General features: G+C 34.4%; 15 protein-coding genes. 7 read left to right on the forward strand and 8 right to left on the reverse strand.

Annotation, left to right across the window (positions count from 1 at the left end):
- Positions 1–120: 120 nt before the first annotated feature.
- The 8 genes from argH to ABD940_RS07900 form a co-directional block, all read right to left on the reverse strand.
- Positions 121–1,425, reverse strand: coding sequence for an argininosuccinate lyase (gene argH, locus ABD940_RS07865; RefSeq protein WP_345201984.1), 1,305 nt, complete (start codon positions 1,423–1,425; stop codon positions 121–123).
- 388 nt (positions 1,426–1,813) lie between these two features.
- Positions 1,814–2,896 (reverse strand): M20 family metallo-hydrolase, encoded by a 1,083-nt coding sequence (locus tag ABD940_RS07870; RefSeq protein WP_345201987.1) that lies wholly within the window; start codon positions 2,894–2,896, stop codon positions 1,814–1,816.
- A complete protein-coding gene (gene argB / locus ABD940_RS07875) occupies positions 2,871–3,665 on the reverse strand; it encodes an acetylglutamate kinase (protein ID WP_345201989.1) in 795 nt (264 codons plus the stop codon). Before argB ends, ABD940_RS07870 begins: the two co-directional genes overlap by 26 nt.
- Before the next feature lie 7 nt (positions 3,666–3,672).
- Positions 3,673–4,632 carry an N-acetylornithine carbamoyltransferase gene (locus ABD940_RS07880; protein ID WP_345201992.1) on the reverse strand — a complete coding sequence of 320 codons (960 nt, stop codon included), beginning with the start codon at positions 4,630–4,632 and terminating at the stop codon, positions 3,673–3,675.
- 196 nt (positions 4,633–4,828) lie between these two features.
- On the reverse strand, positions 4,829–5,968 hold the full coding sequence (locus tag ABD940_RS07885) for an aspartate aminotransferase family protein (RefSeq protein ID WP_345201995.1): 1,140 nt from the start codon (positions 5,966–5,968) through the stop codon (positions 4,829–4,831).
- Between the two features lie 313 nt (positions 5,969–6,281).
- On the reverse strand, positions 6,282–7,262 hold the full coding sequence (gene argC, locus ABD940_RS07890) for an N-acetyl-gamma-glutamyl-phosphate reductase (RefSeq protein ID WP_345201997.1): 981 nt from the start codon (positions 7,260–7,262) through the stop codon (positions 6,282–6,284).
- 176 nt (positions 7,263–7,438) lie between these two features.
- Positions 7,439–8,626, reverse strand: a complete 1,188-nt coding sequence (argG, locus tag ABD940_RS07895; protein WP_345202000.1) for an argininosuccinate synthase — start codon at positions 8,624–8,626, stop codon at positions 7,439–7,441.
- Positions 8,598–9,197, reverse strand: coding sequence for a GNAT family N-acetyltransferase (locus ABD940_RS07900; protein ID WP_345202003.1), 600 nt, complete (start codon positions 9,195–9,197; stop codon positions 8,598–8,600). The genes argG and ABD940_RS07900 overlap by 29 nt, the downstream gene beginning before the upstream one ends.
- 160 nt (positions 9,198–9,357) lie before the next feature.
- Here ABD940_RS07900 and ABD940_RS07905 point away from each other — a divergent pair, with 160 nt between their 5' ends.
- The 7 genes from ABD940_RS07905 to ABD940_RS07935 all read left to right on the forward strand — a co-directional run bounded on the left by ABD940_RS07905 (position 9,358) and on the right by ABD940_RS07935 (position 16,740).
- Positions 9,358–9,774 carry an IS1/IS1595 family N-terminal zinc-binding domain-containing protein gene (locus ABD940_RS07905; protein ID WP_345202008.1) on the forward strand — a complete coding sequence of 139 codons (417 nt, stop codon included), beginning with the start codon at positions 9,358–9,360 and terminating at the stop codon, positions 9,772–9,774.
- Positions 9,775–9,911: 137 nt separating this feature from the next.
- Positions 9,912–11,291, forward strand: a complete 1,380-nt coding sequence (locus ABD940_RS07910) for a porin (RefSeq protein WP_345202012.1) — start codon at positions 9,912–9,914, stop codon at positions 11,289–11,291.
- Positions 11,292–11,550: 259 nt separating this feature from the next.
- On the forward strand, positions 11,551–13,131 hold the full coding sequence (locus ABD940_RS07915; RefSeq protein ID WP_345202015.1) for an MFS transporter: 1,581 nt from the start codon (positions 11,551–11,553) through the stop codon (positions 13,129–13,131).
- 43 nt (positions 13,132–13,174) lie between these two features.
- A complete protein-coding gene (locus ABD940_RS07920) occupies positions 13,175–13,402 on the forward strand; it encodes a DUF6814 family protein (RefSeq protein WP_345202019.1) in 228 nt (75 codons plus the stop codon).
- A gap of 82 nt (positions 13,403–13,484) precedes the next feature.
- Complete coding sequence (locus tag ABD940_RS07925) at positions 13,485–13,679, forward strand: hypothetical protein (RefSeq protein WP_345202023.1); 195 nt, start codon at positions 13,485–13,487, stop codon at positions 13,677–13,679.
- A complete protein-coding gene (locus tag ABD940_RS07930; protein ID WP_345202630.1) occupies positions 13,672–16,371 on the forward strand; it encodes an ATP-binding protein in 2,700 nt (899 codons plus the stop codon). The genes ABD940_RS07925 and ABD940_RS07930 overlap by 8 nt, the downstream gene beginning before the upstream one ends.
- A 9-nt stretch (positions 16,372–16,380) precedes the next feature.
- Positions 16,381–16,740: a response regulator transcription factor gene (locus tag ABD940_RS07935; protein ID WP_345202026.1), complete on the forward strand. Its 360-nt coding sequence runs from the start codon at positions 16,381–16,383 to the stop codon at positions 16,738–16,740.
- Positions 16,741–16,762 lie beyond the last annotated feature (22 nt).

The following is a 16,762-nucleotide window of genomic DNA, read 5'->3' on the forward strand; positions in this document are numbered from 1 at the left end:
GATGCTTTGACAGGCCCCTGCATGACAACACTACAAATAAATCGCTAATAAAATAGTTGGTATTAGAGATGTCATGCTGAGCTAGTCGAAGCATCTAAGAATAGCTTTAGCTTAAAACTATCAACCCAATAATTTGTTTTTCAACTTATTAAACTGATATTCAATTTTATCTAAACACAAATTTCCAACGCTTCCCTGATGAGTATGATTTAAATTTTTAATTTCAAAATCAAATACATTATTTTCAATCTCCTGCCCTACTTTTACATACGCATCACGGAATGAACTTCCATTTTTCACCTCTTCATTGATTTTTTCTACACTGAAAAGATATTTATACTTTTCGTCTTTCAAAATACCATCTTTCACCTGAATATTCGGTAATGTATAATTTAAAATCTCCAAACATTCTTTTAATGAATCAATTGCTGGGAAAAGAATTTCTTTCGTCAACTGCATATCTCGGTGATAACCTGAAGGAAGGTTATTTGTCAACAAAATAAACTCATTCGGCAACGACTGAATTCTATTGCAACGGGCCCGAACCAATTCAAAAATATCCGGATTTTTCTTGTGGGGCATAATGCTGCTTCCTGTTGTAAACTCTTTAGGAAAACTGATAAAATCAAAATTCTGACTTAAATACAAACAAACATCATAAGAAAATTTACCTAAAGTTCCTGCCAAAGTTGCCATTGCCATAGACAACATTTTTTCTGATTTTCCACGCGTCATTTGAGCATACACCGAATTATAATTCATCGACTGAAAACCTAAATTATAGGTCGTACTCTCACGATCAATCGGGAAAGACGAACCATATCCTGCTGCAGAACCCAGTGGATTTTTATTAATGATATTTTTAACCGAAAATAACATTTCGACATCATCTAACAACGCTTCCGCATAGGCTCCAAACCATAATCCAAACGATGAAGGCATCGCAATCTGTAAATGCGTATAACCTGGAAGCAAAACATTTTTATGCTGATCCGCCAGCTTGATTAATATTTGAAAGAATTCATCGGTCAACGCAGTAATTTCACGGATTTCATCAACCAAATACAATTTAATATCCAACAAAACCTGATCATTTCTAGAACGAGCCGTGTGAATTTTCTTTCCTGTATCTCCTAATTTTTCAATTAAGATAGATTCAACCTGCGAGTGAATGTCTTCCGCAGTTTTATCGATTTCAAAAGTTCCATTTTCTATATCTTCTAAAATCTCTCCCAAAACAGACAACATCTGCTTTGATTCTTCATTCGAAATAATTCCTACTTCTGCCAACATTTTACAGTGTGCCATAGAACCTTTGACATCGTATTTTGCCAGACGCTCATCAAAGTCAAGATCTTTCCCGACTGTAAATTTATTGACTAATATATTGGTGGCATTGTTGTCTTTTTGCCATATTTTTTTCATAAAATTTCTTTTTTTGTTGGAAGATGGAAGCTGGGTGCTGGAAGTTTACTACCAACCGCTTTATCTTCTTTTTTATTTTATTCGCTTTGTCATTCCGACGAAGGAGGAATCTATTTTAAAAATGCAGATTCTTCACTTCGCTTTGCTTCGTTCTGAATGACAAAACTGTTTTTTTTATTATATATTTTCTTTTGTCTTGAAACAAAAGAAACAAAAATTCAAGACTGGAAACTTCCGCTAAAAAATATTTTTATTCTCTAAAAATCCCAAAACTCGTGCGAATTGAATATTGGTTCTTCGATTCGATATTTGTCTTGCACTCAAACAGTGGGATTTTCTTAACGTTCATAAAACTATTTTTCTTAACGCTTCATTTTCCTAGGTCGTTTTATAAAACTTTTTCAAGGATTTGAATATAAATATCAATCCCTTCTTTTATTTCATTTATATATATGTATTCATCCGCAGTGTGCGAGCGCCTACTGTCACCAGGACCGATTTTTACCGATGTACAAGGAATAATCGCTTGGTCAGATGAGGTGGGTGAACCATAAGTTGTCCTACCGATTTCCAAACCAGCCTGTACAAACGGATGTTCCATTTCGATTTTTGATGAATTTAATCTGAAAGACCTTGCCTTTAAAGTCGATTTCATCTGCGATTGAATGATCTCAAACGCTTCTTTATTGGAATATTCATCCGTAACTCTCACATCCAAAGTAAAAGCACACGATTCTGGAACGACATTATGCTGAACTCCGGCATGAATTCCCGAAAGTGTCACCTTGACCTCTCCCAAATAATCCGAAACTTTTGGAAATTTAAAGTTTAAAATTTGCTGCAGATCTTCCATGCATTTTATGATCGAATTATCGTCATTCGGATGAGCGGCGTGAGAAGGAGTTCCTTTCATTTCTCCATCAATGACCAAAAGTCCTTTTTCCGCAATCGCCAGATCCATCTGCGTTGGTTCCCCTACAATAGCAAGCTCCACATTCGGAAGTTGCGGAAATAAAGCTTCTATCCCATCAAATCCTGAAATCTCCTCCTCTGCCGTCAAAGCAATAACTAAATTATATTTCAATTTTTCTTTATCGAAAAAATGTAAAAAAACCTGCGCCATCGAAACCAGAGAAGCTCCCGCATCATTACTTCCCAATCCAAATAATTTCCCGTCTTTTTCAATTGGTAAAAACGGATCCAGCGTGTAAGCCTTATTCGGTTTTACCGTGTCATGATGAGTATTTAGTAAAATTGATGGTTTGAAAACATCAAAATTTTTATTTACCGCCCAAATGTTATTTTTAAAACGTTTTGTCGGAATATTGTTCTTTTTAAAAAAGTTTTCAATTTCCACAGACGTATTATATTCATCTTTGCTGAATGATGGAATTTCAATCAGTTTTTTCAACAATTCTACTGCATTATTCAGTAATTCTTCTTTACTATAAACAGATTTCAGTTCCTGCATGATGATTTTCTATATGGTTTTTTAGTGCGGTTTCCTTAATCAAGAATACCTTATTAACTTTATTTTTCACTGCTCCAAGAGCATTTTCTAATTTGGGAAGAATTCCTTTATGAAGCTTTCCTTCATCTTTTAAGGTTGAAAATTCATCTTCGGAAATATTTTTTATAACAGACTGAGGATCGTTCACATCCTCCAAAACACCCTCTTTATCAAAACAATACAATAATTCAACATCATATTTTACCGATAAAGCCTGCGCAATTACCGAAGCAATCGTATCTGCATTGGTATTGAAAAGATGCCCTTTTTTATCGTGAGTAATTGCAGAAAAGACAGGAACTAATTCAAGCTTCAATAACTTTGAAATCAATTTTCTGTTCACGCTTTTCTCTGTAATATCTCCTACAAATCCGAAGTCTATTTCTGCGTGTTCTCTTTTTTTGGCTTTAATTAAATTGGCATCAGCTCCCGAAAATCCCATTGCTTTACATTTCTTTTGCTGAAGTTTTGCGACAATATTTTTGTTGATTCCTCCTGCATACACCATCGCCACAATATCCAAAGTATCTTTATCTGTAATTCTTCGTCCGTTGACCATTTTTTGTTCAATGCCCAGTTTATCTGCTAAAGTTGTCGCCAATTTTCCGCCTCCATGAACCAAAATTTTCTTTTCTTTAATTTCAGAAAACTGCTCTAAGAATTGTTCTAATAATTCTTCGTCATCAATTAAAGCACCGCCGATTTTTACAACAAAAAGCTTTTCTTGCATGATTTAATTATTTAGAATTCAATTCATCCAAAATTTCAGAGAAAACAGCCTGAGCTGAGAAAATTCGGTTTTTTGCCTGTTGATAAATGATAGAATTTTCGCCATCCATCACCTCATCACTCAATTCTACATTACGACGAACCGGAAGACAGTGCATTACCTTTGCCTGATTGGTATTGGCTAATTTTTCGTTCGTCAACATCCAGTTTTCTTTTACTTCAGGCATTGCTGCATAATCATCAAAAGATGACCAATTTTTCACGTAAATAAAATCTGCATCTTTCAACGCTTCATCCTGATCATGAATTACTTTTATATCTTTTGTGAAATTTTCATCCAAATCATAACCTTCCGGATTCGCAATTATCAATTCGACATCCATTTCCTGCATCCATTCTGCGAAAGAATTCCCAACCGCATGAGCAATTGGTTTGATATGTGGAGCCCAGGTTAAAACCACTTTAGGCTTACGTTCTTCTTTCCAATTTTCTGTAATCGTAATGCAATCTGCCAAACTTTGCAAAGGGTGACGAGTTGCAGATTCCAAAGAAATAACCGGAACTTTTGCATATTGCAAGAACTGGCTTAAAATACTTTCATTAACATCATCTTCTTTGATCTTCATTCCCGCGAAACAACGAACTGCAATGATGTCACAATATTGATTTAATACTTCAATGGCATCTTTTATATGCTCTACAGTATCGCCATTCATTACCGCTCCATCTGCGAATTCCAGATTCCAAGCTTCCTGAGCTGCGTTTAACGTTAATACATTTAACCCTAAATTCTGAGCTGCAATCTGACTGCTTAAACGGGTTCTCAAACTTGAATTTAAAAATACAAGTCCGATGGTTTTTCCTTTTCCTTTCTCAGTTTCCGAAAGAGGGTTTTCTTTAATTTGTAAAGCTTTTTTTATAATGTCCTGTAAGTTTTTAACATCATTTACAGAGGTGAATTTTTTCATTTTGAATTGATTTGTTTTATCACAAAAGGCACAAAAGTTTTAACACATGAGTACACTTTAGAAGTTTATATTATTGAAAATATTTAGAACACATTAGATGAAAATCAAAGCTTTTTATGAGCTTTAATTCTCTTTAAAAAGTTTTATAGATTCTTAAAATCATAAAACTTTTGTGACTTTTGTGGTTAATTAAAATTTATAGATTTTCTAAAACAGTTTTTAAAGCACCGATAAACAGATCGGTTTCTTCTTTTTTAATATTAAGCGCCGGAAGAATCCTCAACACAGCTTTATCATTGGAGTTTCCTGTGAAAATATGATGATTGTACAACAGGCTATTCCTTACTTCTGAGCAATCCCTGTCGAGTTCAATCCCAATCATCAAACCTTTCCTTCGGATCGTTTTAATATGTGGAAAATCTTTCATTTCATTTTCAATATATTCGCCCATTTCCTGAGCATTTTCGATGAGATTCTCATCTTTCATTACATCCAAAACTGCAATTGCAGCTACGCAAGCTAAATGATTCCCGCCAAAAGTTGTTCCCAGCAAGCCGTTACTTGCCTGAAATTTCGGATGAATTAAAACGCCGCCAATCGGGAAACCGTTCCCCATTCCTTTTGCTGTTGTAATAATATCTGCTTCAATTCCAAATTCCTGATGCGCAAAGAAATATCCGCTTCTTCCATATCCTGACTGAACTTCATCTAAAATCAAAACCGCACCGTATTTTTCGCACAGTTCTTTGATTTTTGTTAAAAATTCAACCGTTGGAATCATAATTCCGCCGACTCCCTGAATTCCTTCAATAATTACAGATGAAATTTCGCTTCCCTGATTTTCAAAAACGGTTTCAAGCTGTTCAATATTATTCCATTTAGACTTAATAAATCTTTCGTCATAGTTTACCGGAGCTACGATTTTAGGATTGTCGGTCACAGAAACCGCTGCTGAAGTTCTCCCATGAAAAGAACCTGAAAAATACAGCACTTTACTTTTTCCGTTATGGAAAGAAGCCAATTTTAAAGCATTCTCGTTCGCTTCAGCTCCTGAATTACATAAAAACAAATTGTAATCTTCCAAATCTGACAGTTTTCCTAATTTATCTGCTAATTCAGTTTGCAATTCGTTCTGAACCGAGTTTGAATAGAAAGATATTTTATCTAATTGGTTTTTTAATTGAGTTTGATAGTGCGGATGGTTGTGTCCGATAGAAATCACAGCATGCCCCCCGTAAAAATCAAGATATTTTTGTCCTTTATCATCCCAAAGAAATGAACCTTGGGCTTTCACTGGATTTATATTGAATAATGGATATACGTTGAATAAATTCATTTTGTAGTTGATTGTTGTTGGTTGATAGTTGTTGGTTTTACAACTTCATCTTTTATTATATTTTTCTTTTGTCTTAAAACAAAAGAAACAAAAATTCAAGACTGGAAACTTCCGCTAAAAAATATTTTTGTTCTCTAAAAATTCTAAAACTTGCGCAAAGTCAATATCTGTTCTTCGATTGGACATTTGTCTCGCGCTTCGAACAGTAGAATTTTCTTAACGTTCACAAAACTATTTTTCTTAACGCTCCATTTTCCTAAGTCGGTTTTACTTTGAGTTTAAAAATTCATAATTAACTCATTTTCAATAGATATTAAAATGCGATTGGTTTTAAATTTAATCCTAAATTTTCTTCCCAGTTCATTGCAAGATTCATATTTTGAACTGCTTGTCCGGAAGCTCCTTTTAACAAATTGTCAATCGCTGAGTGAATGACCGCAACATTTCCACTCTTTTCTATATGAATCACACAGCGATTCGTGTTGACAACCTGCTTTAAATCAATTGCTTTCTCACTTACCTTTACAAAAGGTTCATCTGCATAAAAATCTCTAAACAATTGATTGATATCTGAAAGTTCTAAATCTGTTTTCACTGTGGAACTCGTAAAAATTCCTCTTGCAAAATCTCCCCTCCATGGAACAAAATTCAGACTGATTTCATTCGTATTAAAAGAAACTAATTGCTGCAAAATCTCATCCACATGCTGATGTGTCAGAGTTTTATATGCCGAAATATTATCATTCCTCCAGGTGAAATGGGTTGTTGCCTGTAAAGACTGACCGGCTCCTGTAGAGCCTGTAATTCCCGTTGTGTACACTTCATTCAACAAACCTTTTTGAGCTAATGGAAGCAAAGCCAATTGAATTGCCGTTGCAAAACATCCAGGATTTGCAATACTTTTTGCTCCTAAAAGTTCTTTTTTGTTGATTTCAGGCAGACCGTAGATAAAATTTCTGTTTCCGAAACTTCCGTCTAAGCGAAAATCATTTCCTAAATCGATTACTAATGTTTCATCTTTTATATGATTTTTAGCCAACCAATTCTGACTTTCTTTGTGAGGAAGACATAAAAATAAAATATCTACCTCTTCAGGCTGATCCGTTAAAACCATTTCACAAACCGTCGTTAAATCCGGGTACAGATCTGAAATTCTTGTCCCCGAATTTGAACGACTATATAAAAAACTCAAAGTCACATTAGGATGAAAAGCCAGCAGACGAACCAGTTCGCTTCCGGTGTAACCGTTGGCTCCGATGATTCCTGCTGTTTTTATTTCTTTTTGATTAATCATTTTTTCCAATAATTATTTTTGATGGGATTTTCATCCTACCCTGATTTAAGTCGTCCTTTCAGGACTTCTATTATTGCTACGAATTGCATGCAGCCCGACTTGAGCGGAAATCCTTTTGTGAGGAGGAACGACGAACAAAAGATTGGGAGCGGAAGGCGGATTAAGCTGCCCAAATCTTATTTATTGATCTGATGATATATATTTAAGGAATTACTTACGATTTTCGTGTAGCCTTTCACATCTTCACCCGTCCAAGCTCTGTTTGCTTCGCCATAGCTTCCGAATTTATCAGACATTAAATCATGTTTAGATTCAATTCCATTTAAGATAAATCTATAGGGATGAAGGGTTACAAATACTTTTCCGCTAACTGTTTTTTGAGAATCACCTAAGAAAGATTCGATATTTCTCATCACAGGGTCTAAGAAAAGTGCTTCATGAAGCCAGTTTCCATACCAATCTGACAATTGAGATTTCATCATTTGCTGATATTTTGAAAGCGTATGTTTTTCCAATAAATGGTGCGCTTTGATAATCACAGACGCCGCAGCTGCTTCAAACCCTACTCTTCCTTTAATTCCGACAATCGTATCTCCAACGTGGATGTCACGACCGATTCCATAAACAGAAGCTAATTCTTCAATCTTTTGAATTACATAAACAGAATGCTTAAAATTTTCACCGTTTACTGCTACAACTTCACCATTTTTAAACTCAATTTCCAATTCTGAAGGCTGAGTTTCTTTAATTTGAGACGGAAAGGCTTCTTCAGGAAGATAGTTTCTTGAAGTCAAGGTTTCTTTTCCACCAACTGAAGTCCCCCAAAGCCCTTTATTCACAGAATATTGCGCTTTTTGGAATTCCATTTCGTAACCGTGACTTTTCAAAAACTCAATTTCTTCTTCACGGGATAAAGCCATATCACGAATTGGCGTAATGATTTCTACATTCGGGCACATCACCTGGAAGATCAAATCGAAACGAACCTGGTCATTTCCCGCACCTGTACTTCCGTGAGCAATCGCATCAGCACCGATCTCAATCGCATATTTTGCAATTTCCTGCGCCTGAATCGTACGTTCAGCACTTACAGATAATGGATATGTATTGTTTTTCAAGACATTCCCAAAGATCAAATACTTTACGCAAGAATTATAATAATCTTCCTGAGCATCTACGCACCTGTATTCTTTCACCCCAAGATTGAAGGCTTTTTTTTCCAGTTCTTTTTCTTCTTCTTTAGAAAAACCTCCGGTATTTACAGTCACTGCATACACTTCATATCCAAGTGTTTCACTCAAATATTTGGCGCAGTAAGAGGTATCTAAACCTCCGCTAAACGCTAAGATTACTTTCTTGCTCATTTCTATATTGATTTTCGGGTTGATTACTTACAACACCATTTACTTTATTATTATCGGGAACGAAAAGCATTGCTGTACAAAGACAGTTCTTACGTTCTTTTTTCATTAAAATTTCATAATTCACGCAGTTTTTGCAACCGTTCCAGAATTCTTCATCCTGTGTCAATTCAGAATAAATTACCGGTTTGTAGCCTAAATCACTGTTGATTTTCATCACGGCAAGCCCCGTCGTTAATCCAAACACTTTTGCAGCCGGATATTTATCTCTGGATAATTGGAAAACTTTATTTTTGATTAAAGTTGCAGCTCCTCTTTCCCTAAATTTTGGAGAAACGATCAATCCTGAGTTTGCCACAAACTGACCATGCGACCAGGTTTCTATGTAACAAAAACCCACCCATTCCCCGTTTTCAGTGGCTACTACAGCATTGCCATCTGAAATCTTTTTACTTAAATATTCTATGGAACGTTTCGCAATACCCGTCCCTCTTCGCTGTGCAGAATCGTACATTTCCTGCTGTATTTCACTCACATACATCAGATGTATGGATGAGGAAATTTCTATTTCCATTTATTTATCTAAATTTTTTGGCAAATTTAAAATATAATAACTTTAAAAACCAAATTAAAAAGATAATTTTATTGAATTAATTTAATATACAGGCAATTTTATCTTTACATAAAATTAATATTTTGCTAAATTATTATATATTTGCTAAAAAAATATAGTTATGGAAAATCAATGCCCTAAATGCAACGGTATAAAAGTTGTAAAAAGCGGAATCGTTAATGAAAAACAACGCTTCCTTTGCAAAGACTGTAACTATTATTTTACTGTAAAAAAACTCGGAAAACAGATAGATGATTACTACGTAACAAAAGCTTTACAGCTTTATCTTGAAGGCTTAAGTTTCCGTGAAATAGAGAGAATTATAGGAGTTTCCCATGTTACAATAAGTTCATGGATCAAGAAATATAATATTATAAGACCACCACATTCTGAATTCCATCCCGTGTATAAAATTTTGAAACAAAACGAGTTAATTGAATATATGAGTAAAGAGGAAAATATTAAAAATTCAGGATTGATTATTACTCAGTTTGCAGACAAATATATGCTGATCAAATGGGAAAGGTTTAAGAAATGAATTCAATTATATTATTAAAAATCAATTATATAATAATAAAAATATATTATTACCATTAATATATATTAAATTTTTATAACTAAATTATTAATTACAATTTGGTCTTCATAAAAAAAAACTCCAAAAATTGATAATTTATGAAGAAATTACTCACTTTTATTGGATTGGCTTTAATCAGCAATTCTTTATATTCTCAAGGTTCGCCTGATTATGGAAGTGGACTGAAAATTAACTTAAATCAACAAGGTGATAAATACGTCAGATTTATTTTGTGGGATCAGTTTTGGTTAAGAAATACACAAATGAACCCAGGAAGTATGGTGGGTGGTGAGGCTACTGACAATTCATGGAGCCTGGAAAACAGACGTTTACGCGCTTTGACATATGCTCAGATTTCCAAAAGATACATGATTTTGGCGCATTTTGGAATTAATAATCAAACATTTATTAACGGTGGAGGTTCGGGAACTTCAGGAACCGGAGGCTATGGAAATGGCAAAAAACCACAGATGTTTTTCCACGATGCATGGAATGAATATGCGGTTTTATTACCCGGAGAAGCAGGAAAATTCAGTTTATCTTTAGGAGCAGGATTGCATTATTATATGGGACTTTCCCGTATGACTATGGCTTCAACATTGAATTTCTTAACAGTTGACTCTCCTATTTTCACCTGGCCCTTGATTGATAATTCCGATCAATTTGCAAGACAATTGGGAATGTTCGCGAAAGGAAAATACGGAAAATTTGAATATCGTTTTAGTTTAAACAAACCTTTTGCGACAGATTTAGTTCCGGTAAATGTTACAGATCCTTCAAAAGCTGTAGCAGTTGATAACAACGGAAATCCTAATTTTTCAAAAGCGGGATATGTAGAATATCAATTTTTAGATGAAGAATCCAATACTCTTCCTTTCAAGGTTGGTTCTTACTTGGGAACGAAGAAAGTTTTCAATTTGGGAGCTGGTTTTTATCATCAGAAAGACGGAACACGAACTTCCGTTAATTCAACAATAGAAAAACACGACATTACACTCGTTGCCGTGGATGCTTTTGCAGATATTCCCTTAGGAAATGCTAAAAACAAAATGGCAGTTTCGGCTTATGCAGGATATTACAACTATCAATTCGGTCCGAATTACATCCGAAATTTAGGAATTATGAATATTGCTTCCACAGATCCGAATTTCGTTGAAACTAAAGCTATCGCAGGAGCTGGAAATCTACAGCCAACCATCGGAACAGGTAATATTATCTACGCACAGGCTGGTTTACTTTTACCTAGTCAGGCAGAAAAACCGAAAATCAGAATCCAGCCATTTGCAGCTTATACCCACAAAAGCTTTGAAGCATTTGAAAAATCTTCATCACAATTTGACGTCGGAGCTAATTGGTTTATTGATGGTCATCATGCGAAAATTACGACACAATATTCAACAAGACCGATTTATACAAGTCCAACGGAAAGCCCTAAATCTAAAGGAGAATTTATTGTGCAGTTCCAGATTTATTTATAAGTATTAATTAAATCCTTTTGGGTTTGTTTAAAATCGCAAAGACGCAAAGTTTTTTTTAAACCTAAATATTTTTAAGGCGCAAGAAAATCATAGATTTTCAGCAAAAAATCCTATTAAAATTTTATCGAAGATAAAATCTTTGCGCCTTAAAAAAATACACAAAATATTCCTTGCACCTTTACGATTACCAACCAAAAGAAATTTTTAGAAAAATTAGAAAACTCAATATCAATTTTTAACTAACATTAAATCAAATAATATGAGCGAAAATCATCATGATGCCTACGAAAATATGACCGATAAGCAGAAAAACCGCACCATCTGGAGCGTCATCACTGCCTCTTCACTCGGTACATTAATTGAATGGTATGACTTCTATATTTTCGGAAGTTTAGCCATCGTTTTAGCAACCAAATTTTTTCCGTCAGATAATCCTACTGCAGCATTTTTATCTACATTGGCAACTTTTGCAGCCGGATTTGTGGTAAGACCTTTCGGAGCTTTGTTCTTTGGAAGATTGGGAGATCTTATCGGAAGAAAATATACATTTTTGGTTACATTATTAATTATGGGATTCTCAACATTCCTCATCGGATGCATCCCAAGTTATGAAACCATTGGATTTATGGCTCCTGTTTTAGTTTTAATCTTAAGATTATTACAAGGTTTGGCTTTAGGTGGAGAATATGGAGGTGCCGCAACTTATGTCGCAGAATATGCACAACCACACAGAAGAGGTTATTGGACTTCTTGGATTCAAACAACAGCAACAGCGGGACTTTTCATTTCATTAATTGTGATTTTAATTACAAAAAGTACACTTTCCACTGAAGAATTTGATAATTGGGGATGGAGAGTTCCTTTCTGGATCTCGATTTTAATGGTCGGTGTTTCTTACATCATCAGAAAAAATATGAAAGAATCTCCGCTTTTTGCGAAGGCTAAAAGTGAAGGAAAAACATCAAAAAATCCTTTAAAAGAAAGTTTTGGGAATAAATTCAACTTCAAATTTGTCTTATTGGCATTATTCGGAGCGGCGATGGGACAAGGTGTCATTTGGTATACAGGACAATTTTACGCCATGAGTTTCTTACAAAAAGTAATGAACGTTGAATCTGCACAGGTTGACAAATTAATGGCACTTGCTCTTTTATTTGGAACACCTTTCTTTGTTTTCTTCGGGTGGCTTTCTGATAAAATCGGTAGAAAAGCCGTGATGATGACCGGAATGCTGGTTGCGATTTTAGCCTACAGACCAATTTATGACAAAATGTTTAACAGTATTGATTTAAAATCAAAAACAGTTGCAGAAAGTGGTATTGTTGAAAAAAGAACGGCAAAAATTCATGATAAGATTGCGACAGACAGTTTAATTACTTTTCACAAAGAAACACTTTTCACAGACGGAACTTTAGCTAAAAAGGACAGCATTGTTCATTGGTCGCCGACAGGACCGGTAATAAAAGATGGTAAAGCTGAAGAACCGAAAGTTTCACAGGCTATTACAATCAACGGTCGAACCAATTGGCTATTAATCTCCCTTGTATTCATTCAGGTGATTTTTGTAACGATGGTTTATGGTCCGATTGCAGCATTTTTAGTGGAAATGTTCCCAATAAGAATCCGTTATACATCGATGTCTTTGCCTTATCATATTGGAAACGGTGTGTTTGGAGGATTACTTCCTGCAGTTGCAACCTATTTAGTAACAACAGCCAAGGAAGCGAAACATGCAACGTGGTATCTGGAAGGACTTTGGTATCCGATTGGAGTTGCCGCAGTCTGTTTACTGATCGGATTATTTTATCTTAAAAATAAGAACAATAATATTCATGATTAAGCACTCAATCACTTAAATTTTTATTAATTTTAAAACTACTAAAATGAACGGACTAAAAAAAATATTAGGCATTCTTTGGATTGCGGTTGCTTTTGTTGTAGGCTATTTCGGGATAACTGTTTTGGGAATTCCGAAAATCACCTCAGGAAAGCAGGAAGATTTGGTATTCGGTATTATCATTCTATTTGTACTGATGCCGATTATCTCAGGCGGAATGGCAATTTTCGGCTACTATTCTTTAACGGGAGAATATTCTGACGACAAAGTTTAATACATAAACGATGAATGATAATTGATGAATGATCCCAACATCTATTCATCAATTATCTTTTATCAATTATCAATTATCACTTATGAAAAAGAGACACGAACAAAAATTAATCATCCTGAGCATAGGACTCCTGATTGCCTTCAGCATTCCTGTTTCATTGTTATTCAACAGTGAAAAGGAGGTTTTCGGCTTTCCAATGATTCTGATTTATATTTTCGTTGTCTGGATAGTTTCCATCATTATCTCTTTTGTAATCGTAAAAAAATATGATGAGTAGTTTAGCATTATTTTTTGTGGTTTTGTTTTATCTGGCGCTTTTATTCTTAGTCGCTCATTTGGCGGAGAAGAAAAAAAGTAAGCTTTGGATCAACAATCCTTACATTTATGCTTTGTCTTTAGCGGTGTACTGCACAGCTTGGACGTACTACGGAAGCATCGGAGTTGCAGCAACAAGCGGACTCAATTATCTTCCGATCTACATTGGTCCCATCATGATAATTCCTGCATGGATTTACATTAATACCCGAATTGTAAGAATCGCAAGAGTGAATAAAATAAGCAGTGTTGCAGATTTTATTTCATTAAGATATGGTAACAGCCGAAGCTTCAGTGCTATTATTACTATTGTGTGTCTTTTGGCAATTGTTCCTTATATTGGGTTGCAGATTAAAGCTATTTCCGAGACTTTTCACTTGGTGACCGAAACAGCAATGTCAAAAAATATATTGACAGATAATGCCACTTTTATGGTGATCTTAATTGCCTTATTTGCGTCCTATTACGGCACAAAATATGTTGATGCATCAGAAAAACGTCTTGGAATTATCTCAGCAATTGCTTTGGAAAGTTTCCTGAAACTCTTTTTCATTATTATTTTAGGAATCTTTGTTATTTATTTTGTTTTTGGCGGATTTTCAGATATTTACGAAAAGGCAAGCAAATTTGATGATTTTAAACAAAAAAATACGTTCAATGGTATTGAAGGCGCCATGAACTGGATGGTTCTTTGTCTGATTTCAGGAACGGCGATTTGTATTCTTCCGAGACAGTTTCACACCGCAATTGTGGAGAACAGACAGGAAAAACATATCAAAACAGCGATTTGGTTTTTTCCACTTTACTTACTGATTTTCACCATATTTATCTTTCCAATTGCATGGGGAGGAAGACTGATTTTTAATGGTCAGAATATAAATCCTGAATTCTATTCTATTTTAATTCCGCAGCATTTTGGGAATACATGGATTACCGTTTTTGTTTTTCTTGGAGGCTTAAGTTCTTGTATTTCAATGATTATCATTTCGGCAATTACTTTGTCTATCATGCTTTCCAATAACCTGATTATTCCGTACGGTTTATTAGGAAAATTCAAATCAGAAAATGAAGTTCAGAACACCAGAAACATTACGAATATCAGAAAAATAAGCATTTTTGCATTGGTGATTATGGCATTTGTTTTCTATAAATATTTCATTCTTAAAACTTCACTCGATTCAGTTGGGTTGATTTCTTTTGTCGTAATCGGACAATTAGCACCCGCTTTTTTTGGCGCAATATTTTGGAGAAGAGGAACTTATAAAGGTGCAGTGATTGGATTGTTGGCGGGATTAGCAATTTGTTATTTCGGATTAATCATACCGCAATATTATTTTTCTTACAATCAGGAACTTAAAGGAATTTTACGTGAAATGTATGACTCTTTTGATTTCTTCAAAATTTCTTTTTTGGGAAGAATTCCGCAGATTTTCTTTTGGTCGATGTTGGTGAATACAAGCTTATTTGCCATCATTTCTGTCAGTGTAAAAGGAAATTATCGTGAAAGAAATTTCGCAGAATTATATGTTGATATTGACAAATATATTCAAAATCATGAAAACGCTTTCATTTGGCGTGGAACTGCTTATATTTCAGACATTAAAAATATTTTAGAAAGATTTTTAGGCAAAAATAAAACCGAACAGGCACTCAGAATTTTTAACTTAAAATATAATATTGATTCCCAGACAGAAACAGCTGATTCCAGATTTATAAAATTTTCGGAAAATCTTTTGGCAGGAAGAATTGGAACAGCTTCTGCAAAAATTTTAATTGAAGGCGTAACGAAAGAAGATAAAATTTCTTTGAAGGAAGTTTTAAACATTTTAGAAGAATCAAAAGAAAATATTACCCTTAACAAAAAGCTGATTGAGCAATCGCAGGAACTTCAAAAACTATCAAATGATCTGAGAACCGCCAATCAAAGTTTAATTATCAAAGACCGTCAGAAAGACGATTTTTTAGATTCTGTTGCTCATGAATTGAGAACTCCAATCACCGCGATTCGTTCAGCTGGAGAAATTTTAGCAGATGACGACGACATTCCTTTAGATATTAAAAGAGAATTTTTAAATAATATCATTACAGAATCGGACAGATTAAGCGAAATCATCAATGATATTTTGTATCTGGATAAACTTCAGCACGGCGAAATCGCTTTGAATATTCAGGAAAATAATATTATTGAAACCTATAAAAAAGCTTTAAATCCACTATTACATTTGATTCAACAGAAAAATATTCATTTAAGTGAAGTCAATCTTTTGAATCAATTTATATTTGAATATGATGAAGCAAGAATGATTCAGCTGTTCCAGAATATTTTGGGAAATGCATTAAAGTTCACAGACGATCAGGGAACAATTCAGACGAAATTGTCTGAAAAAGAGAATAAATTAGTCGTTACAATTTTTAATACCGGAAAACACATTCCCGAAGAAGATCTGGAAATGATTTTTGACAAATTTTATCAGTCTAAAAATCAAAATATTTTAAAACCAACAGGAAGTGGACTCGGTTTGGCAATCTCAAAGAAAATTGTAGAAGCACAAGGCGGAACCATAAAAGCAGAAAACAGCGGATTAGGAGTAACTTTCACAATTACCCTTCCCGAAAAAATAAAAGAGAATAAAAATGAAGTTGAACAAATTTAAAAACACCTTATGAAAAAGATAATTATTGCAGATGATGAACACAAAATATTAATGTCACTGGAATACAGTTTCAAAAAAAATGGTTACGATGTATTCATCGCAAGAGACGGAACCGAGGTTTTGGAATTTTTAAAAACCATGATTCCTGATGTCATCTTATTGGATATTATGATGCCAAATATTGACGGTTACAGCACATTGGAAATCATTAAACAAGACGAAAAATTAAAAGATACAAAAGTCATTTTTCTAAGTGCAAAAAACAATCCGAGAGAAATTGAAAAGGGCTTAGAAATGGGAGCCGATGCGTATGTCACAAAGCCCTATTCCATTAAAAAATTGATGCAGCAGATTGAAGAAATGTTTTGATAAACTTTACACGCTCGTCATT

It is taken from the genome of Chryseobacterium ginsengisoli, assembly GCF_039542325.1.
GTDB classification, from domain to species: Bacteria; Bacteroidota; Bacteroidia; order Flavobacteriales; family Weeksellaceae; genus Chryseobacterium; species Chryseobacterium ginsengisoli.

What these genes read in the sequence shown, in the direction of transcription:
- ABD940_RS07935 (WP_345202026.1), top strand. Translation starts at nt 16,381, where the DNA reads ATGAAAAAGATAATTATTGCAGATGATGAACACAAAATATTAATGTCA.
- argG (WP_345202000.1), bottom strand. Translation starts at nt 8,626, where the DNA reads ATGAGCAAGAAAGTAATCTTAGCGTTTAGCGGAGGTTTAGATACCTCT.
- ABD940_RS07915 (WP_345202015.1), top strand. Translation starts at nt 11,551, where the DNA reads ATGAGCGAAAATCATCATGATGCCTACGAAAATATGACCGATAAGCAG.
- ABD940_RS07925 (WP_345202023.1), top strand. Translation starts at nt 13,485, where the DNA reads ATGAAAAAGAGACACGAACAAAAATTAATCATCCTGAGCATAGGACTC.
- ABD940_RS07910 (WP_345202012.1), top strand. Translation starts at nt 9,912, where the DNA reads ATGAAGAAATTACTCACTTTTATTGGATTGGCTTTAATCAGCAATTCT.
- ABD940_RS07920 (WP_345202019.1), top strand. Translation starts at nt 13,175, where the DNA reads ATGAACGGACTAAAAAAAATATTAGGCATTCTTTGGATTGCGGTTGCT.
- argC (WP_345201997.1), bottom strand. Translation starts at nt 7,262, where the DNA reads ATGATTAATCAAAAAGAAATAAAAACAGCAGGAATCATCGGAGCCAAC.
- ABD940_RS07930 (WP_345202630.1), top strand. Translation starts at nt 13,672, where the DNA reads ATGAGTAGTTTAGCATTATTTTTTGTGGTTTTGTTTTATCTGGCGCTT.
- ABD940_RS07905 (WP_345202008.1), top strand. Translation starts at nt 9,358, where the DNA reads ATGGAAAATCAATGCCCTAAATGCAACGGTATAAAAGTTGTAAAAAGC.
- ABD940_RS07870 (WP_345201987.1), bottom strand. Translation starts at nt 2,896, where the DNA reads ATGCAGGAACTGAAATCTGTTTATAGTAAAGAAGAATTACTGAATAAT.
- ABD940_RS07900 (WP_345202003.1), bottom strand. Translation starts at nt 9,197, where the DNA reads ATGGAAATAGAAATTTCCTCATCCATACATCTGATGTATGTGAGTGAA.
- ABD940_RS07885 (WP_345201995.1), bottom strand. Translation starts at nt 5,968, where the DNA reads ATGAATTTATTCAACGTATATCCATTATTCAATATAAATCCAGTGAAA.
- ABD940_RS07880 (WP_345201992.1), bottom strand. Translation starts at nt 4,632, where the DNA reads ATGAAAAAATTCACCTCTGTAAATGATGTTAAAAACTTACAGGACATT.
- argH (WP_345201984.1), bottom strand. Translation starts at nt 1,425, where the DNA reads ATGAAAAAAATATGGCAAAAAGACAACAATGCCACCAATATATTAGTC.
- argB (WP_345201989.1), bottom strand. Translation starts at nt 3,665, where the DNA reads ATGCAAGAAAAGCTTTTTGTTGTAAAAATCGGCGGTGCTTTAATTGAT.